Below are 17,671 nucleotides of genomic sequence, written 5' to 3' on the forward strand. Positions count from 1 at the left end.
TCGGCCCAGCACCCCGGGTCGCCCGTCCCTCTGACTGATCCCCGACACCGCGCCGCGAACCCCGCTGGGCCGCCCCGTCCGCGTCGGGAGCCCGGGTTCTACTCACACAGCCAAACCCGGTCAACAGTTTTTTTCACTTTTCTTTCGCCCCGCCCCCCGGAGACATCGCCGTCGGCACAGCCGCCGCGCGCTCCCCCTGAGCCGGGACCCACCTGTATAGGATCAGAGACGCGGAAACGCAAGGATTTTCGGGCCGAGCGCCGAGAATTCCGCTTTCAGGCGATCCGGTCAGGGCGGGCCTTCCGATGCCACCACCGCCTCGATGGCCGCAGCCACCGACAGCGTTCGTCGATCCGCGCCGTGGCCGCCGGTCACCATCAGGCCCACCGGCGCCGTGCCGGGCTCATGGCAAGGCAGGGAAACGGCGCAGGCATCCATGGCATTGACGATGGCCGTGTTGCGCAGCAGACGCATGTTGATCCGCCTGAAATCGGCGTCGGCGCGCACCGCGTCCAGCGGCGGCGCGACCATCGGCGCGGTCGGCCACACCATGGCATCGAACGGCGCCAATGCGGCGTGAAAGCGGCCCCCCAAATCGGCGCGTGCGCGCAGCACATCCACCAGATCGGCGGCTCCCATGGCGGCGCCAGCCTCGATACGCTGGCGCACGCGCGGATCATAGGCGTCGCCGGCCACGGCCAGACGGCCCCGGTGCATGGCGAAGGCCTCGGCCACCACGATGCCGCCTCCGGCATGAATGCCGGCCGCCTCCCGCAGCATCGGCAGCGGCCGGGTGTCGATGCGCGCCCCGGCCGCCGAGAGCCGGCCCAGCGCGCGATCAAAGGCCCGGGCCACCGACTCGTCCAGATCCTCCAGAACGGTCGTCGGCGGCGCGCCCAGGCGCAGCCCGGCGACCTCCACCGGCGCCGCGCCGCCGTCCTCGGCCCGACCGCTCAGGATGGCGTCGAGCCGGGCGCAACAGTCCACCGACCGACCCAGCGGCCCCACCGAATCCAGCGTCGGCGAGAGCGGAAACACACCCCGTGTCGGCACCCGACGCGCGGTCGGCTTGAAGCCCGTCACACCGCACAGCGCGGCCGGAATGCGGCACGACCCACCGGTGTCGGTTCCCAGGGCGGCATGGGCCATGCCATCGGCGACAGACACCGCCGCCCCGGAGGACGAGCCGCCCGGAATGCGGCCCGTGGCGCGGTCCCAGGGGTTGCGCGGCGTCCCGTGGTGCGGATTGAGACCGACGCCGGAAAAGGCAAACTCACTCATGTTGGTGCGCCCCAGCACCACCAGTCCAGCGGCCCGCAGGCGCGCCACGGCCACGGCGTCCCGCCCGGCCGGCGCGGCGTCGGCCAGCACCCGCGAACCCGCCGTGGTGACCTGAGCGGCCTCGTCGAACAGATCCTTCACCGAGATCGCCACCCCGGCCAGCGGATGCGGCGCCAGACCGGCCGCGCGCATCCGGTCGACCGCGTCGGCCGCCGCCCGCGCCGCCGCCACGTGCGTTGTCAGGTAGACCCGCGGCCCCTCTCCGGCGGGATCGGCGATGCGCTCCAGACAGTTCTCGACCAGGGTCCGACTGGTGGTCTCTCCACTGTCAAGGGCGCGCGCCAGGGCGCCCAGGGTTGGTGTCCGGTCCGTCACGTCCGCTGAGGTCCTTTCGCCGTGTCGGGGACGGCCAGGATACTCGTGGCCACGGGCGAAAGAAAGGGAAGGCCATGAAGGGGAGAAGCGAAGCCTCGAACCGGACCCAGCACCTTGGGTTGGCGGGCGGCACGGTGCAAAGAAAAATGGTGGGCCCGGCAGGACTCGAACCTGCAACCAGACCGTTATGAGCGGCCGGCTCTAACCAATTGAGCTACGGGCCCGGGCCGTGCCCGGCGGGCTCCCGGGAGAGGCGAGACTCTAGCGAGCCGCCCGGCCCGGTCAAGAGCCGGAATACCCGGCGCCCGCCCGCCGGGACCGCCCTCAACTGTCCAGGAAGCTGCGCAGCTTGCGCGACCGGCTGGGGTGCTTCAGCTTGCGCAGCGCCTTGGCCTCGATCTGGCGGATGCGCTCGCGGGTCACGCTGAACTGCTGGCCGACCTCCTCCAGGGTATGGTCGGTGTTCATGCCGATGCCGAAGCGCATGCGCAGCACGCGCTCTTCGCGCGGGGTCAGGCTGGCCAGCACGCGGGTGCAGGTCTCGCGCAGGTTCGCGTTGATGGCGGCGTCGAGCGGCTGGACGGCGTTCTTGTCCTCGATGAAGTCGCCGAGGTGGCTGTCCTCTTCGTCGCCGATGGGCGTTTCCAGGCTGATCGGCTCCTTGGCGATCTTCAGGACCTTGCGCACCTTCTCCAGCGGCATCTGGAGCTTCTCGGCCAGTTCCTCCGGCGTCGGTTCGCGGCCGATCTCGTGCAGCATCTGGCGACTGGTGCGCACCAGCTTGTTGATGGTCTCGATCATGTGGACCGGGATGCGGATGGTCCGCGCCTGATCGGCGATCGAGCGCGTGATGGCCTGCCGGATCCACCACGTCGCGTAGGTGGAGAACTTGTAGCCGCGCCGGTACTCGAACTTATCGACGGCCTTCATCAGGCCGATGTTGCCCTCCTGGATCAGGTCCAGGAACTGCAGGCCGCGATTGGTGTACTTCTTGGCGATGGAGATGACGAGCCGCAGGTTGGCCTCGATCATCTCCTTCTTGGCCATGGTGGCCTCGCGCTCGCCCTTCTGGACCGTCTGGACGACCCGGCGGAACTCGGCGATGGGCAGGCCGGACGCCTCGGAGACCTGGGCGATGCCGGTGCGCAGGGTGACGATGTCGGTCTCGAAGCGAGCCGCGAAGTCGCGCCACGGCTTGGCCGGGTTCTCCCGCGCCTCGTCCAGCCACGTCGGGTCGAGTTCGCGGCCCTGATACGCCACCAGGAACTCCGGCCGCTTAATCTTGGCGCGCTCCGCCAGCCGCAACAGCTTGCCTTCCAGCGTCATCAGGCGCCGACTGTGGTCGTTGAGCTGTTCGACCAGTTGATCAATGCGGGCGCTGTTGAGGTGAACGTCCTCCATCAGGTCGATCAGCTCTTGGCGCAACTTTGTGTAGCGTTTTTCGGTGGCGGCCGCGACCGCGTCACCCTTCTGAAGGCGACCGAGCCGCTGGTCCTGCACCTTCTTGAGGCGCTCGTAGGTGCTGGCGATCTTCTCAAAGGTAGCGATGACCTCGGGCTTCAACTCTTCTTCCATGGCCGCCAAAGACACGCCGGCCTCATCGCCACCGTTGCCGTTGTCGCCATCCTGGTCCCCGTCGGAGTCGTTGAGGTCGTCGTCGCCGCCCTCCTCGTCGCCGATGGCGTCATCGGCCTTGGACGAGCCCGAGTCCTGAGCCGACTCCGTCGGATCCTGAAGCTTGTACAGACCACCCAGGAAGCACTCGCCGACCACGCTGAACACCTCGTCCCAGCGCCCAGCGCCGATGGCCTCGATCAGGGCGTTCGCGTTCAGATCGACGAACCGCGCCCGCTCGGACGTGGAGCCGACCTCGGCCGCCGGGAACCGTTCGATGATCTCGCGGAACTGATCGGCGACACCGGCCAGGGTCAGGTCGTGCGACCACGCGTCCGGCACGGGCCACTCACCGTCGAGGACGGGATACGCGGTCGCGCACTGTGCCAGGGCGTCGGTCACCGCCTTCCACGCGTGCGGCTCCGCACCGCTCTCGGCGGCCCCGCTCAGGCCGTCGTCAACCGCCGCGGAAAAGGCCCGATGAAGCCAAGGCATGCCCAGGGCATCGGCGGTCAGGTGCAGGGCCTCGCCGTAGGCCTCGGCGTAGACCTGGGCCTCGTCCGGATTGGACTGTGCCACCCGCGCCAAATGCAGCAGGAACTGGGCGCGGACAAAGGCCTCGTCGTCGCCGCGCACCTCCGGCCAGAAGGTGAACCCGGCCCAGGACATCGGCGTCGTCAGGGACTCCGACTCGACCGGTCGGGCCCGCTGGGGCCGACAGACGTCCATGTACTTCTTGCGCGCCGCCTTCAGGGCCGCGCCGTCCTCGTCGCGCACCCGCAGGGCCAGGGGCTGCACGATGATGCGGGCGTTGCCGTCGAGTTCCGAGACTTTGCGGCCGACCTCGCGCAGGCATTCGAACAGGCGCAGGCCAACGCATCCGGCGAGACCGGCATACAGGACCGTGCTGCGGCTATGGGTCTGTTCGACGTCGATGATCTCCCGCAGCAGCATGCGCCCGGCGACAAGATCATCATGCCACTTCAGCAGCGCGCGAATGGTCAGCGGGCTTTCGCAGATGCCGCCGATCATCATTTCCCGGCCGGCCTCGATGCGCTTGGCGATGGCGATTTCGCCCTCGCGGGACAACAGTTCGACCGACCCCATCTCGCGCAGGTACATACGCACGGGATCGTCCGTCCGCCCCATGTCGTCTTCGTTGATGTTGCCGGTGGCCACGGGCTCGGCGGGTTCCGCCGCTTCGGCGGATTCGGACTCGGCCTCCTCCGAATCGACCACGTTGACGCCCATCTCGGAGAGCATCGCCATGGTATCCTCGATCTGCTCGGAGGACACGTCATCGGGCGGCAGCGCCTGATTCAACTCGTCATAGGTAACGTAACCCCGCTCCTTGCCGCGCTGCACCATCTTCTTGACGGCCGCATTCATCGTGTCCAGCAGGGGTCCTTCACCGCCTTCTTCCGTGGATTCCCGCGCTTCCGCCGTCGCCGCCTTGGTCGCCATCCTCACTCCGCTCCACTGTCCCGATGGCCGGCCGATCACCCGAACCGGCCCTGTCTCCAGCCGCACGCGTCGCCGCTCCACCCACGCGCACCCCTGATCCGGTGCCACCCATTCCAACGCGCCCGGGCCAAGATCGTCATGTTGGATCTATCGGTCCGAAGCGAAACCCGCCCGCCCATTCCAAAAAATGCCTTTCCCGGCCGGCCCCGTCGTCAGAACCCGGTCCCGGTCGTGCCCTCGCCGCCACTCTCCCCGCCGAACGCCCCGGGCTCCGCTGGATCCACCAGACTGTCCCGCGCCGCCCTCAGCGCCATCAGACGGGCCAGGGCGTCGTCGGTCATCTCGTTGGCGAATCGCTCCTCCGCGGCGCGCAGATCCATGTCCAGGGCCGCCCGACCGTGGAGGGCAAACAACTCCTCCCACCCCCGCGACACGGCGCCCGCATCCGCCTGTGGGCGAACGAAATCCGGGTGCATCCGCGCGTCCGCCTCCAGCAGACGGTTCAGGGCCGCCTCCAGTCCGGCCGACCTGAGATGGTTCAGGATGGCATCCCTGTCAAGCGACTCGGCATCGTGGAGTCGTGACTCGTATACAGAAAGCAGTTCCTCGCGCACAGTCGACACGTCGGACTCGAGCACATCCAGGGACCCCAACCGCTCCGCGACTTGGTCCAGAAGACCGGGATGATTGAGGACGACGGCGAGAAGCAGGCGTTCCTGCATACGCCGGGCCGGCAACGCCCCGGCCGGGCTCGCGGCCAGAGCCGGCGCGGATGCCGAAGGGGACACCGGCAAACGCGGCGCCCGCTGTCGGCGCGTGCCCGCGCTCCCTCCCCCGCCCTGCCCCCTCGCCCGGCGAATCTCGCCCCAGAAGCGGTCCCGCAGGGCGCCCCGGTATTGCTGCGCCACGCTCCGATCGGCGATGGCCTGCACCGCCTGGTCGATCTCGCGCTCCAGCGCCGCGCGGCGTTCCGGCGTATCCATGCGATGGCGCGCCCGCATCATGCGCCAGCACAGCTCGATCATGGGCAGGGCGCCATCCAGCACCGACCGCATCGCCCCGGCCCCGCGTTCCCGGATCAGGTCGTCCGGGTCGAGCCCCGCCGGCAGCAGCGCGAAGCGCAGGCTGCGCCCCGGCCCCAGCAGCGGCAGGGCGCGTTCCAGGGCACGCATGGCGGCGCGCTGACCGGCCGAGTCGCCGTCGAAGCACAGCACCGGCTCCGCCGCGTGGACCCACAGCATCTCGATCTGGGCCTCGGTCAGGGCCGTACCCAGGGGCGCCACCACCTGGGCAAAGCCCGCCGCCGACAGGGCGATGACGTCCATGTAACCCTCGGCGACGATGACCTCGCCGGTCTCGCGGATCGCCTCCCGGGCCTCGAACAGCCCGTACAGCGCCCGGCTCTTGTGGAACAGGGGCGACTCGGGACCGTTGAGGTACTTCGGCTTGGCGTCACCGAGCACCCGGCCGCCGAACGAGACGACCGCGCCCTTGCGGTCGCGGATGGGAAACACCACCCGGTCGCGCATGACATCGTAGGGCGAACGGCCATCGTCCGGCCGCCCGAGCAGGCCCGCCTCGACCAGGGTGTCGTCGTCCACGTCCATGCCCGCGCGCCGCAGGTGCGCCCGCAACGCGTTTCCGGGCGGGGCATAGCCGAGCCGGAAGCAGGCAATGGTCGCGTCGTCAAGGCCACGTCGGTGAAGATAGGCCAGCGCGTCACGTCCCTCCGGCAGCCTCAGACGCTGTTCAAACACGGCGCAGGCGGCCTCGACCACATCCGACAGACCAGCGGCGCGTTGTTCCCGCTCGCGGGTGGCGGGATCGGGCTTGGGAACCTCAAGGCCCGCCTCTGCGGCCAGGGCTTCGACCGCCTCCATGAAAGACAGGCCGGCCGCCGCCATCTCGAAGGAGATGATGTCGCCGTGCGCCCCGCAGCCATAACAATGGTAGTGATCGTCGTAGACGTGAAAGCTCGGCGTCTTTTCGTTGTGGAACGGGCAGCACGCCTTATACTGGCGCCCGTTGCGGATCAACCGCACGCGCCGGCCGATCACCGTGGCCAGCGGCACGCGGGCCTTGAGTTCATCGAGAAACCGGTTCGGCAGTGCCATAATCAGGGTCCCGAACGGCGGATCACCGACACGCGCCCGGCGCCGCTACGCCAGCCGTGCCTTGGCGATCATACTGGCCTGGGCGAAATCCATGCGTCCGGCGTAGCGGTCACGCAGGGTGGCCATGACCCGGCCCATGTCCTTCAGGCCGACCGCCCTCGCCTGGTCTTCGGCGACCTCCCCGATCACCGACTCGACCGCCGAATCGATCTCGTGCGGCGTCATCTGGTGCGGCAGGAACGACTGGATGATCTCCAGTTCCTCCTGCTCCTGCTCTGCCAGATCCATGCGGCATCCCTGCTCATACAACGCGATGCTGTCACGGCGCTGCTTGATCATGCTCTGCAGCATGGTCAGGATCTCGGTCTCCGCGACGGACTCGCCACGCTCACGGGCGCTGATGTCTCGGTCCTTCAGCGCGGCCAGAATCAGGCGAATGGTGCTGACGGCCCGCTGATCCTTGTTGCGCACCGCGATCTTGAGGTCCTCGTTCAATCGGTCACGCAGCATCCAACAGCGTCCTCCAGACGGACTGGCGGCGCGCGGACCCGGCGCGCGCGCCACACATCGGTACCGGCGGGGGTAAGGAGAAAGCCGCCCGCTGTCAAACGCCTTCACGCGCCGATCCGGCGTCCAGGCCCCGAACGGTGGGGGGCGTGTTGACTTGGCCACGCCGATCCCCGTATCAACCGCCCAGCGGCCCCGGAGTTCCGGATCGTCCGCGCTTTCTTCCTCGTCTCCATCCGCAACCGGACAGTCACGCATGCCCTCGCCCTCCGCGCAAGACGGCGGCCCCACCCGGGGACCCGCCGGTGCCACCGCCGCCCTGATCCTGGCCGACGGAACGGTCCTGTGGGGACGCGGGGTCGGCGCCGTGGGCGAGGCCGGCGGCGAGGTGGTGTTCAACACCGGCATGAGCGGATATCAGGAGGTGATGACCGATCCCTCCTATGCCGGGCAGATCCTCACCTTCACCTTCCCGCACATCGGCAACGTCGGCACCAATCCCGAGGACATCGAGTCCGTTACCCCCGCCGCCCGGGGCTGCATCCTGCGCGCCGACATCACCGAACCCTCGAACTGGCGCGCCGCCCAGCACCTCGACGCCTGGCTGAAGAGCCACGGGCTGGTGGGCATGACCGGCGTGGACACCCGGCGCCTGACCCGGCGCATCCGGGATGTCGGCGCCCCCAACGGACTCATCGTCCACGCGCCGGACGGGCTGTTCGATCTGGACGGCCTGAAGACCCGCGCCGCCGGCTGGCCCAGCCTGGAGGGCCTGGACCTCGCCAAGGACGTCACCTGCACCCAGACCTACGGCTGGGACGAGACGCGCTGGAGCCTCGCCCACGGCTACGGCACCCAGGACACGCCGCGCTTCCACGTCGTCGCCGTGGACTACGGCGCCAAGCGCAACATCCTGCGCTCGCTGGCCTCGCATGGCTGCCGTGTCACCGTGGTCCCGGCCAGCGCGGATGTCGAGGCCATCATGAACCACAGGCCGGACGGCATCTTTCTGTCCAACGGCCCGGGCGATCCGGCGGCCACCGGAACCTATGCCGTGCCGGTGGTGCAAAAGCTGGTGGCAAGCGGAAAGCCGGTTTTCGGCATCTGCCTGGGGCACCAGATTCTGGCGCTGGCGCTGGGGGCGAAGACCTACAAGATGGACATCGGCCACCGCGGCGCCAACCACCCGGTCAAGGACCACACCACCGGCAAGGTGGAGATCACCAGTCAGAACCACGGCTTCGGGGTGGACCGCGCGAGCCTGCCACCGGGCGTGGTGGAGACGCACACCTCGCTGTTCGACGGCACGGTCGAGGGGCTGGCCGTCGAGGGCAAGCCGGTGTTCTCGGTGCAGTACCACCCGGAGGCCTCGCCCGGCCCCCAGGACAGCCAGTACCTGTTTGCCCGGTTCATGAAGACCATCGAGGAGAGCAAGGCATAGCGCCGTGACGCCGCGTCGCAGGCGCCGCAGACCCACGACAGGGCAATCGGGTGATTGCACTGTTGACGAAATGCGAGACGCCGTAGGGTGGGTTCGCGCCGAAGGCGCAACCCGCCGCATCTCCGGCAAGCGGCGGAACGCCCCGCTTCGCGGGTCGAATTCGCCCTACCTTAACAAAAGATGGTCGGGCGTTCCGCCACAAGGCACACGATCCCCCGCGTCTTCGCGAGCACACACCCTTTCACCCGATTGCCCTAAGACCCGCGCGCAGCGTCGTTGACACATCCCGGGGGTCTCAGTATAAACCCGCCCTTTCCTTCATTGATGCCCTGGCCGACGGAGATCCCGCCGTGAAACGCACCTATCAGCCCAGTAAGCTCGTCCGCAAGCGGCGGCATGGATTCCGCGCCCGTAGCGCCACCGTCGGTGGCCGGCGCGTCCTGGCCAACCGCCGCGCACGGGGACGCAAGCGCCTGTCCGCCTGACGATCGGAAGACTCGGCGGAAACCGCGACACGGGGTCCGAACGGCAGTCATGAGCGCGCCACAGTCCCAAGACGTGCCCGCAGCCGGTCTGGACCGGCGCCCCGTCGTCCGGCTCAAGCGCCGGGGCGACTTCCTGCGTGTGGCCGGCGCCCGCACCAAGTGGGTGACACCGGGGTTCATTCTGCAGGCGGCGCCGAATCCGGCCACGCGCGGCGCGCCAGCAAACGCCGACGCCGCGACACTGCCGGCGCCCCGTCTTGGATTCACCGTCAGCCGCAAGGTCGGCAAGGCCGTCATCCGCAACCGCGCCAGACGGCGCCTGCGGGCCGCCGCCGATGAAGTGTTCCCCACCGTCGCGCGCCCCGGATGGGACTACGTTCTCATCGGCCGGCGCGACACCAAGGACCTGGACTTCGCGCGGCTCCTCGCCGACATGCACACGGCACTGGACCGGTTGGCGTCCGGAGGCGGGCGCGGCGGTCGTGGTGGCGGCGGTCGGCGGCACGGCACCCGGAGGCCCTCGTCATGACGGCACGCCTGCCCCCAGTGGGACACTGGCCGCGTCATGCCCTTCGTCTGCTGATCCGGGGCTATCAGCTCGTGCTCTCGCCCTACCTGGGCCAGAACTGCCGCTTCCTGCCGACCTGTTCGTCCTACGCCATGGAAGCCATCGAGCGGCATGGCGTTCTGGCCGGGGGCTGGCTGTCCCTGAAACGGATTCTTCGTTGCCATCCGTGGGGCGGCATGGGATACGATCCCGTCCCCGCGCCCCGGAGCCCCCGCACCAACGCGGAGGATCCGGCCCGGGCCGGAGCAGCCGACAGGCTTGGCGATCCGCCCTCCGACCCCGCTTCATGATCTGACACCGCGCGGCGTGTCCAGGTTGGCGCGCCCGCCTGCCCGTCTGGCCCGATGCCGGACGGATCGTCTTACGGACAAGGACCCATGGCCGAACAGCGCAACCTGATCCTCGCGGTCTTGCTTTCCATCCTCGTCTTGCTCGGGTTCGAGTTCGTGTGGCGGGCCGTGTTCCCGCCGCCACCCGTCGAACAGACGGAAATGGCGGACGCGGGCGGCCCCGGAACCGACGGCTCGGGCGCGGCCATCGCACCGGGCACGGCTCCGCAGGCTCCGGGCGGAACCGAGGCCGGCCTGCCCCCCGCGCCCGGGACTCCAAGCGTGCCGGGCGCGATCCCGCCCGCCGAGACGGCCAGCCGCGCCGAGGTTCTGGCCGCGACCGAAGGCGGACGCGTGACCATCGACACGGCCGAGCTTCAGGGGTCGATCCGCCTGAAGGGCGCCCGCCTGGACGACCTGATCCTGACCGAATACCGCGAGTCACTGGACGAGGACAGCCCGCCGATCCACCTGTTCTCGCCGGCCGGCGCGCCCGACCCGTACTACGCCGAGTTCGGCTGGGTGGCCACCACGGCGTCCGGCGCGACCATCAACATGCCCATGCCGGGACCCGACACGCCGTGGGCGGCCTCGTCGGACACCCTGCGCGTCGGCCAGCCGGTCACGCTGACCTGGGACAATGGGGCCGGACTGCGCTTCACCCGCACGGTCGCCGTGGACGAACACTTCCTGTTCACCGTCACCCAGCGCGTCGAGAACACCGGCGACGAGACGTTGGCGCTGTTCCCCTACGGCCTGGTGTCGCGCACCGACCGGCCGGCGACCACGGGCATCTGGATTCTGCACGAGGGGCCGCTGGGCGTCTTCGACGGCACCCTGACCGAGGTGAACTACGGCGACCTGGAGGACGAGCAGACCCAGACCCACACCACGACGGGCGGCTGGATCGGGATCACCGACAAGTACTGGCTGGCGGCGCTGGCCTTCGACCAGGAGCGCGAGGCCAACGCCCGGTTCGTCCGCCATGTCACGGACGGTCGCGAGCGCTTCCAGGTGGATTACCGGCTGAGCGGGCAGACGCTGGCCCCGGGCGGTATCGCGGAGACGACGAACCGCCTGTTCGCCGGCGCCAAGAAGGTACAGTTGCTCGACGGCTACGCGGATGAGTACGGAATCACCAATTTCGATCTGGCTATCGATTTCGGCTGGTTCTACTTCATGACCAAGCCGTTCTTTTACTCCCTTCTGTGGCTGGAAGACCTGCTCGGCAACTATGGCCTCGCCATCATCGCCTTTGTCATTCTGCTGAAGCTGGCCTTCTTTCCGTTGGCCAACAAGGCCTATACGTCCATGTCCAAAATGAAGAAGATGCAGCCTGAACTGAAAAAGATTCAGGAGCGCTTCAAGGACGACAAGCCGCGCGCGCAGCAGGAAATCATGGGCCTGTATCAACGGGAGGGCGTCAACCCGCTGTCGGGCTGCATGCCGATCCTGATCCAGATCCCGGTGTTCTTCGCCCTCTACAAGGTGCTGTTCGTGTCCATCGAAATGCGGCACGCGCCGTTCTACGGCTGGATCCAGGACCTATCCGCGCCGGACCCGACCAATATATTCACGCTGTTCGGGCTGATCCCATGGAACACGCCCGACATCCTGCACATCGGCATCTGGCCGCTCATCATGGGTGCGTCGATGTTCCTGCAGCAGAAGCTGAACCCGGCGCCGCCCGATCCGACGCAGGCCCGCATCATGGCCATGCTGCCGATCCTGTTCACCTTCATCCTGGCGCGGTTCGCCGCCGGACTGGTGATCTACTGGACCCTGAACAATATCCTGTCCATGGCCCAGCAGTGGTTCATCATGAAGCGCGTCGGCGCGAAGGTGAATCCGTGAGGGGGGCGCGCGCCTGGGCGAGTGGTGATGGCCGGGGACGCTGAGCCCGGGTCGGACGACGCCGCCGACTCCGCGGCGACCGCCCGCCTGGAGGCCGGCCGGGTGCTGTTCGCCCAGCCGTGCGCCTTTCTGCGCGGGGTGGCCGACCTGTCGGGGCTGCCGCCCTCCGACCTGCCGGAAATAGCGTTCTGCGGCCGCTCCAACGTCGGCAAGTCCAGCCTGGTGAACGCCCTGACGGGGCGCAACACGCTGGCCCGCACCTCCAACACCCCGGGCCGCACCCAGGAAATCAACCTGTTCACCCTGGGGCCGGAGGCCCAGCCGCGCCTGATGCTGGCCGATCTGCCGGGGCACGGCTTCGCCCGTGCGCCCAAGGCCAAGGTCGACGCCTGGACCCGACTGGTGAACGCCTACCTGAAGGGCCGTCCGCCGCTGCGCAGGGTCTTGCTGTTGGTGGACGCGCGCCACGGCCTGAAAGGCATCGACCGCACCGTCATGAGCATGCTGGACGCCGCCGCCGTGAACTATCAGGTGGTGTTGACCAAGGCCGACAAGCCGGGCATGAAAGCGCTTGCCGACATCCAGGCGGCGACCATGGCGGGGCTGGCCCGTCATGTCGCGGCCCATCCGGAGGTGATGGCGACCAGCGCGCGCACCGGGGCCGGCATCCCGGAGTTGCGCGCGGCGCTGACCGACATCGCCGCGCCGGCACCCGGTGGCGGCGGGTGATACCGGCCGGCGATCGGATTGACGGCATTGGCCCTGGGGTCACGACGTTAAACCGGTGTGGTTGAGTCTTTGTTATTCTCGCCGCAGCGCCCCCTCGGGGCGCGCGGCTCCGCCGCTTCGCGGCGTCGGCGCGGTCGCGCCGGCCGGTCTCCGAAAAGTTCAGCCTTTTCGGAGACCGGCATGACGACAGTCGGATCGAAACGGGGGATACAGGCATGGGCGGCCACGACGGCATCGGCGAGGACAAGGAGGCGCTGCGCCAGATCTGGCTGGAGAAGGCCCGCACGCTGTCGGAGGCGCTGCCCTACATGCGCCGCTTCTCCGGCGAGACGGTGGTCATCAAGTACGGCGGCCACGCCATGGGGGACGCCCACCTGTCCAGCCTGTTCGCCCGCGACGTGGTGCTGCTCAAGCAGGTCGGCATCAATCCGGTGGTCGTCCACGGCGGCGGCCCGCAAATCCAGAAGATGCTGGAGCGCCTGAAAATCCAGTCGGAGTTCGTGGACGGGCTGCGGGTGACCGACCGGGCCACGGTGGACATCGTCGAGATGGTCCTGTCCGGCTCCATCAACAAAGAGATCGTGACCGCCATCACCCAGGCCGGCGGCTTCGCGATTGGCCTGTCCGGCAAGGACGGCCACATGATCCGCGCCGCCAAGCTGCGCCGCGCCCGCAAGGACCCGGACAGCAACATCGAGAAACTGCTGGACCTGGGATTCGTCGGCGAGCCGACCGAGATTCAGCCGCACGTCCTGAACTACTTCGAGGGCTCGGACGTCATCCCGGTGATCGCGCCCATCGGCCAGGGGGAAGACGGCGAGACCTTCAACATCAACGCCGACACGGCGGCCGGCGCCATTGCCGCCGCCGTGGGCGCGCGCCGCCTGTTGATGCTGACCGACGTCAAGGGCGTGCTGGACGCAAACGGCGTTCTGGTCGACGAAATGATGACCGGCGAGGCCCATTCCGGCATCGCCGAGGGCACCATCTCCGGCGGCATGATCCCCAAGGTCGAAACCTGCCTGAAGGCGGTTGAGGACGGGGTCGAGGCGGCGGTGATCCTGGACGGCCGGGTGCCCCACGCCATCCTGCTGGAGCTGTTCACGCCGCACGGCGCCGGTACCCTGATCCGCGCCCGCTGACCCCACCGGCGCCCGATCACCGCTGAATCCGCGATGCACTGGAACCGCGGGCGAACCGCGCCCGCGCCTAGCGTCATGCGTCCCGGTCATACCCGGCGGTTATCGAAATCATGTCGCATCGGCATTTTGCCCGAGTACCGCGCTCAACTAAATTCAGAGTGTGGACGGCGGCGCATGGCGTTCGCGGCCACAGGGGCGGAACCGGTTTCATCCAAGCACAACCGGACAGCCCAACAGAGACACTGAGGATTTCACATCAACGGGGCTTCGCCCCCGTCCTCGAACACGGAGACCAGCGTCATGAAGATCACCGAAACCTCCACCATCATCGCCGCCGCCATGACCGCCGCCCTGGCCATGGCCGCGCCCACCGGGGCATCCGCCGCCGACATGGAAAAGTGCTACGGCGTCGCCAAGGCGGGCCACAACGATTGCCAGACGGCGAACTCCTCCTGCGCCGGTTCGTCCACGATGGACGGCGACGGCCACGCGTTCATCGCGCTGCCGGAAGGCACCTGCGAGAAGCTCGTGGGCGGCAGCCTGGAGCCGAAGGAGTCCTGATCCGCACCCGGGCGCGTGCCGCCGGCGGATGGGCGGGGCCCATTCGCCGCGTGGCGCCGCCGCCCTGCCCTTGGGTTTCTTCCTGTCGACAGCAACGGAGGTCGTCATGTCCGGGTCCTCGCGCCCGCCCCCGGCGGACTCGCCCGTTCCCGCCGCCTCCGTCGGTGTCGGACTGAAATCCGATCACGTCGAGGCCCTGCTGGCCGACCCCGGCGCCGTCGCCTGGGTCGAGGTCCACGCCGAGAACTACATGCACGATGGCGGGCCACGTCACCACGACCTGGAGCGGGTGCGCCGCGATTTTCCCCTGTCCGTCCACGGGGTGGGCCTGTCGCTGGGCGGCGCCGAGGATCTGGACGGCGCGCATCTGGCGCAGCTGGCGGCCGTCGTGGACCGCTACCGGCCGGCCCTGGTGAGCGAGCATCTGGCGTGGTGCGGCACCACCGGCGCTTTCCTCAACGATCTGCTGCCCGTGCCCTACACCGAGGAAGCCCTGTCCCTGGTCGCGCGCCATGTGGACCAGACCCAGGAGGCGCTCGGGCGCCCGATCCTGGTCGAGAACCCCTCGCGCTACTTCGCCTTCCGGATCGGGGACATGTCGGAAACAGAGTTCCTGACCGCCCTGACCGAACGCACCGGCTGCGGCCTGCTGCTGGACGTCAACAACATTGTCGTCAGCGCCGTCAACCTGGACTTCGACCCGGTGGGCTATCTGGAGGCCCTGCCCCTCGACACCGTCGGGGAAATCCATCTGGCCGGGCACGCCGTGCGCCATGTGGACGGGGTTGAACTGCGCATCGACGACCACGGCAGCGCGGTCAGCGAGGCGGTGCTGGCCCTCTACGGCCGTGCGCTCGCGTCCACCGGGCCGCGCCCCACCCTGATTGAGCGGGACAGCAACCTGCCGCCCTGGCCCGAGTTGGCTGCCGAGGCCAGCCGGGTGCGCGACATCCTGGCCACCGCGCTCGGGAGGGATTGATGGCGACCCTGGCGGAGGTCCAACGCGCCTTCGGCGGCGCCGTGCTGGGCGACGACGACCCGACGCTGGCGGCGCTGATCGACGGCGCCGGCCTGACCCCGGAACAGCGCCTGGGAATCCACCGCAACAACGCGCTCATCACCCTGACGGAGGCGCTGGGCGCCAACTTCCCGGTGGTCAAGGCCCTGGTCGGCGACGCGTTCTTCACGCAGACCGCCCGCGCGTTCATCCGCCGGTCCCCGCCCGCTTCCCCGGTCCTGTCGCGGCACGGCGAAGGCTTCGCCGACTTCCTCGCCACCTTCGAGCCGGCCGCGAGCCTGCCCTATCTGCCCGACGTGGCCCGCTTGGAATGGGCGCGCCTGGGGGCGTTGCAGGCCGCCGACGCCCGTCCGGCGCCGCGCGAGACCCTGGCCGGCGTCCCCCCTCACCTACTGCCGATGGCCCGGTGCGCCGTGCATCCCTCCTTCCGCTTCGTGGTGTCGGATTGGCCGGTGGACCGCGTTTGGGCCATGCACCAGCCCGACTGGCCCGACGGCAAAACCGTCTCGCTGGACGAGGGCGGCGTCACCATCCTGCTGTGCCGGCCGGACGACCGCGTCCTCATGGCCCGGGCCGACCGGGGCACGCTGTCCCTGCTGCTCGCCCTGGACATGGGCCAGACTCTGGAGACCGCCGCCCAGGCCGCCGCCCGGGCGCACCCCGACTTCGACCTGACCGCCGCGCTGACCTGCGTTCTGTCGCTCGGCCTGCTGACCGAGATCGCGATCCCGCGCACCGCGTCCGACGATGCGCCGGTCACCCCCATCAGCCGTCCGGAGACATCCGCATGACGACCGAACAGACCGCCCCCCCCGGCCGCTCGTGTGGTCCCCTGGCCCGTGTCTGGTCCGGCCTGACCGTCCTCGGCACCTGCGTTCCCGCCTGGGTCATGGGGCTGTTCGCCCGCGTCGGGATCGCCGGCGTGTTCTGGCGCTCCGGTCAGACCAAGGTGTCGGGCTGGGAGATCACCGGCAGCACCTATTTCCTGTTCCAGGATGAATACAAGGTCCCCGTGCTGCCGCCGCATCTGGCGGCACAGATCGCCACGGCCGCCGAACACATCTTTCCCGTGCTCCTGATCCTGGGCCTGTTCACGCGGCTGTCAGCCCTCGGCCTGTTGGGCATGACGGTGGTCATTCAGGTGTTCGTCTATCCCAACAGCTGGCCCGATCACGCCGTGTGGGCCTCCGCACTGCTGTTGATCCTGCTGAAGGTAACCGGGGCAGAAGTGCGGGCGGTGGCTGCGTCGCGACTCACATTTGGTTGCGCGAACTCGCGGTTCGTGATTCGCTGCGGGCATGGTCAAGCCGCCGTTCGACATTGATGCCCTGTATCCGGCGACGCTGAAGCCGTTGACGCTGGGCCTGCTGGAAGAGAACGCCCGGCTGGTGTCGGAGAACGGGGCGTTGCGCGACGAGATCGCGCGGCTGAAGGGTCTGAAGGGCAAGCCGGACATCAAGCCGCCCTTGAAGCCGTCTGGCATGGACAAGGCAACGGACAAACGGCCCCGGCGCGAGGGGAAGCGGCGGCGCGGGCCGAAAAAGCCGTCGGGCGTGGTCGAGGAGCGGCGGATCGCGGTCGATGGTGTCCCGCCCGGCTCGCGGTTCAAGGGCACCCAGCCGTTCACGGTCCAGGAGCTCAGGATCGAGGCCCGCACGGTGTGCTATCACCGTGAACGGTGGATCACTCCGGACGGCGTGACGATGCTGGCGCCGCTGCCCGATGGGGTCACCGATCACTTCGGTCCCGCGCTCAAGCGCTTCATCCTCGCCCAATACCACCAGGGCCAGACGACGGTGCCCCGCCTGGTCGAGATGCTGCAAGGGCTGGGGGTGGCGATTTCCCAGCGGCAGGTGGTGCGCATCCTCATCGCGTCAAACGACCAGTTCGTCACCGAGGCCCGGGACGTTCTGCGGGCGGGCCTGACCCACGGACGGTGGATTTCGGTGGACGATACCGGCGCCCGTCACCAGGGCAGAAACGGCGTCTGCACCCAGATCGGCAACGATGCGTTCACTGTTTTCGCCACCACGGTTTCCAAGAGCCGGCTCAATTTCCTCGAGCTTCTGCGGGCCGGGCACGGCGACTATGTGCTGAACGATCAGGCCTTCGCCGCCATGCGCCGGCGCGGCCTCGCCGGTTCCGTCATCGCCCGACTGCAGGCCCACCCGGACCGGTTTTTCGCCGAT

16 protein-coding genes and 1 tRNA gene are annotated in these 17,671 nt (G+C 68.8%); 12 read left to right on the forward strand and 5 right to left on the reverse strand.

Annotated elements, in window-relative coordinates:
- Nucleotides 1-288 precede the first annotated feature (288 nt).
- The 5 genes from BLS85_RS17805 to BLS85_RS17830 all read right to left on the reverse strand — a co-directional run bounded on the left by BLS85_RS17805 (nucleotide 289) and on the right by BLS85_RS17830 (nucleotide 7,358).
- The gene (locus BLS85_RS17805) at nucleotides 289-1,656 is read right to left on the reverse strand and encodes an amidase (RefSeq protein ID WP_092788087.1); all 1,368 of its coding nucleotides are present in this window, start codon (nucleotides 1,654-1,656) and stop codon (nucleotides 289-291) included.
- 147 nt (nucleotides 1,657-1,803) lie between these two features.
- Nucleotides 1,804-1,880 (reverse strand) — tRNA-Ile (locus BLS85_RS17810).
- A 100-nt stretch (nucleotides 1,881-1,980) separates the two neighbouring features.
- The gene (rpoD, locus tag BLS85_RS19550) at nucleotides 1,981-4,734 is read right to left on the reverse strand and encodes an RNA polymerase sigma factor RpoD (protein WP_245699285.1); all 2,754 of its coding nucleotides are present in this window, start codon (nucleotides 4,732-4,734) and stop codon (nucleotides 1,981-1,983) included.
- A 212-nt stretch (nucleotides 4,735-4,946) separates the two neighbouring features.
- Complete coding sequence (dnaG, locus tag BLS85_RS17825) at nucleotides 4,947-6,848, reverse strand: DNA primase (protein WP_092788088.1); 1,902 nt, start codon at nucleotides 6,846-6,848, stop codon at nucleotides 4,947-4,949.
- A 45-nt stretch (nucleotides 6,849-6,893) separates the two neighbouring features.
- A complete protein-coding gene (locus BLS85_RS17830; protein WP_092788089.1) occupies nucleotides 6,894-7,358 on the reverse strand; it encodes a GatB/YqeY domain-containing protein in 465 nt (154 codons plus the stop codon).
- Nucleotides 7,359-7,611: 253 nt separating this feature from the next.
- Between BLS85_RS17830 and carA the strand changes: the two genes are divergently transcribed.
- The 12 genes from carA to BLS85_RS17890 all read left to right on the forward strand — a co-directional run.
- The gene (gene carA, locus BLS85_RS17835; RefSeq protein ID WP_092788090.1) at nucleotides 7,612-8,796 is read left to right on the forward strand and encodes a glutamine-hydrolyzing carbamoyl-phosphate synthase small subunit; all 1,185 of its coding nucleotides are present in this window, start codon (nucleotides 7,612-7,614) and stop codon (nucleotides 8,794-8,796) included.
- Nucleotides 8,797-9,146: 350 nt separating this feature from the next.
- Nucleotides 9,147-9,281: a 50S ribosomal protein L34 gene (gene rpmH / locus BLS85_RS17840; RefSeq protein ID WP_092788091.1), complete on the forward strand. Its 135-nt coding sequence runs from the start codon at nucleotides 9,147-9,149 to the stop codon at nucleotides 9,279-9,281.
- A 49-nt stretch (nucleotides 9,282-9,330) separates the two neighbouring features.
- Complete coding sequence (gene rnpA, locus BLS85_RS17845) at nucleotides 9,331-9,810, forward strand: ribonuclease P protein component (protein WP_092788092.1); 480 nt, start codon at nucleotides 9,331-9,333, stop codon at nucleotides 9,808-9,810.
- On the forward strand, nucleotides 9,807-10,139 hold the full coding sequence (gene yidD, locus BLS85_RS17850; protein WP_092788093.1) for a membrane protein insertion efficiency factor YidD: 333 nt from the start codon (nucleotides 9,807-9,809) through the stop codon (nucleotides 10,137-10,139). Before rnpA ends, yidD begins: the two co-directional genes overlap by 4 nt.
- 87 nt (nucleotides 10,140-10,226) lie before the next feature.
- The gene (gene yidC / locus BLS85_RS17855) at nucleotides 10,227-12,032 is read left to right on the forward strand and encodes a membrane protein insertase YidC (RefSeq protein ID WP_092788094.1); all 1,806 of its coding nucleotides are present in this window, start codon (nucleotides 10,227-10,229) and stop codon (nucleotides 12,030-12,032) included.
- Nucleotides 12,033-12,059: 27 nt separating this feature from the next.
- Nucleotides 12,060-12,761, forward strand: a complete 702-nt coding sequence (yihA, locus tag BLS85_RS17860) for a ribosome biogenesis GTP-binding protein YihA/YsxC (protein ID WP_092788095.1) — start codon at nucleotides 12,060-12,062, stop codon at nucleotides 12,759-12,761.
- Between the two features lie 215 nt (nucleotides 12,762-12,976).
- On the forward strand, nucleotides 12,977-13,903 hold the full coding sequence (gene argB, locus BLS85_RS17865) for an acetylglutamate kinase (protein ID WP_092788096.1): 927 nt from the start codon (nucleotides 12,977-12,979) through the stop codon (nucleotides 13,901-13,903).
- Between the two features lie 300 nt (nucleotides 13,904-14,203).
- The gene (locus tag BLS85_RS17870) at nucleotides 14,204-14,464 is read left to right on the forward strand and encodes a BufA1 family periplasmic bufferin-type metallophore (RefSeq protein ID WP_092788097.1); all 261 of its coding nucleotides are present in this window, start codon (nucleotides 14,204-14,206) and stop codon (nucleotides 14,462-14,464) included.
- 106 nt (nucleotides 14,465-14,570) lie between these two features.
- Nucleotides 14,571-15,443, forward strand: a complete 873-nt coding sequence (gene bufB, locus BLS85_RS17875; RefSeq protein WP_092788100.1) for an MNIO family bufferin maturase — start codon at nucleotides 14,571-14,573, stop codon at nucleotides 15,441-15,443.
- Nucleotides 15,443-16,273 carry an HvfC/BufC N-terminal domain-containing protein gene (locus BLS85_RS17880; RefSeq protein WP_092788098.1) on the forward strand — a complete coding sequence of 277 codons (831 nt, stop codon included), beginning with the start codon at nucleotides 15,443-15,445 and terminating at the stop codon, nucleotides 16,271-16,273. The genes bufB and BLS85_RS17880 overlap by 1 nt, the downstream gene beginning before the upstream one ends.
- Nucleotides 16,270-16,806 (forward strand): DoxX family protein, encoded by a 537-nt coding sequence (locus BLS85_RS17885; RefSeq protein ID WP_092788099.1) that lies wholly within the window; start codon nucleotides 16,270-16,272, stop codon nucleotides 16,804-16,806. Before BLS85_RS17880 ends, BLS85_RS17885 begins: the two co-directional genes overlap by 4 nt.
- On the forward strand, nucleotides 16,781-17,671 hold an 891-nt coding region (locus BLS85_RS17890), incomplete at its 3' end, for an IS66 family transposase (protein WP_143027208.1). The genes BLS85_RS17885 and BLS85_RS17890, both read left to right, overlap by 26 nt.

This window comes from Rhodospira trueperi (genome assembly GCF_900101965.1).
Taxonomy (GTDB): Bacteria; Pseudomonadota; Alphaproteobacteria; order Rhodospirillales; family Rhodospirillaceae; genus Rhodospira; species Rhodospira trueperi.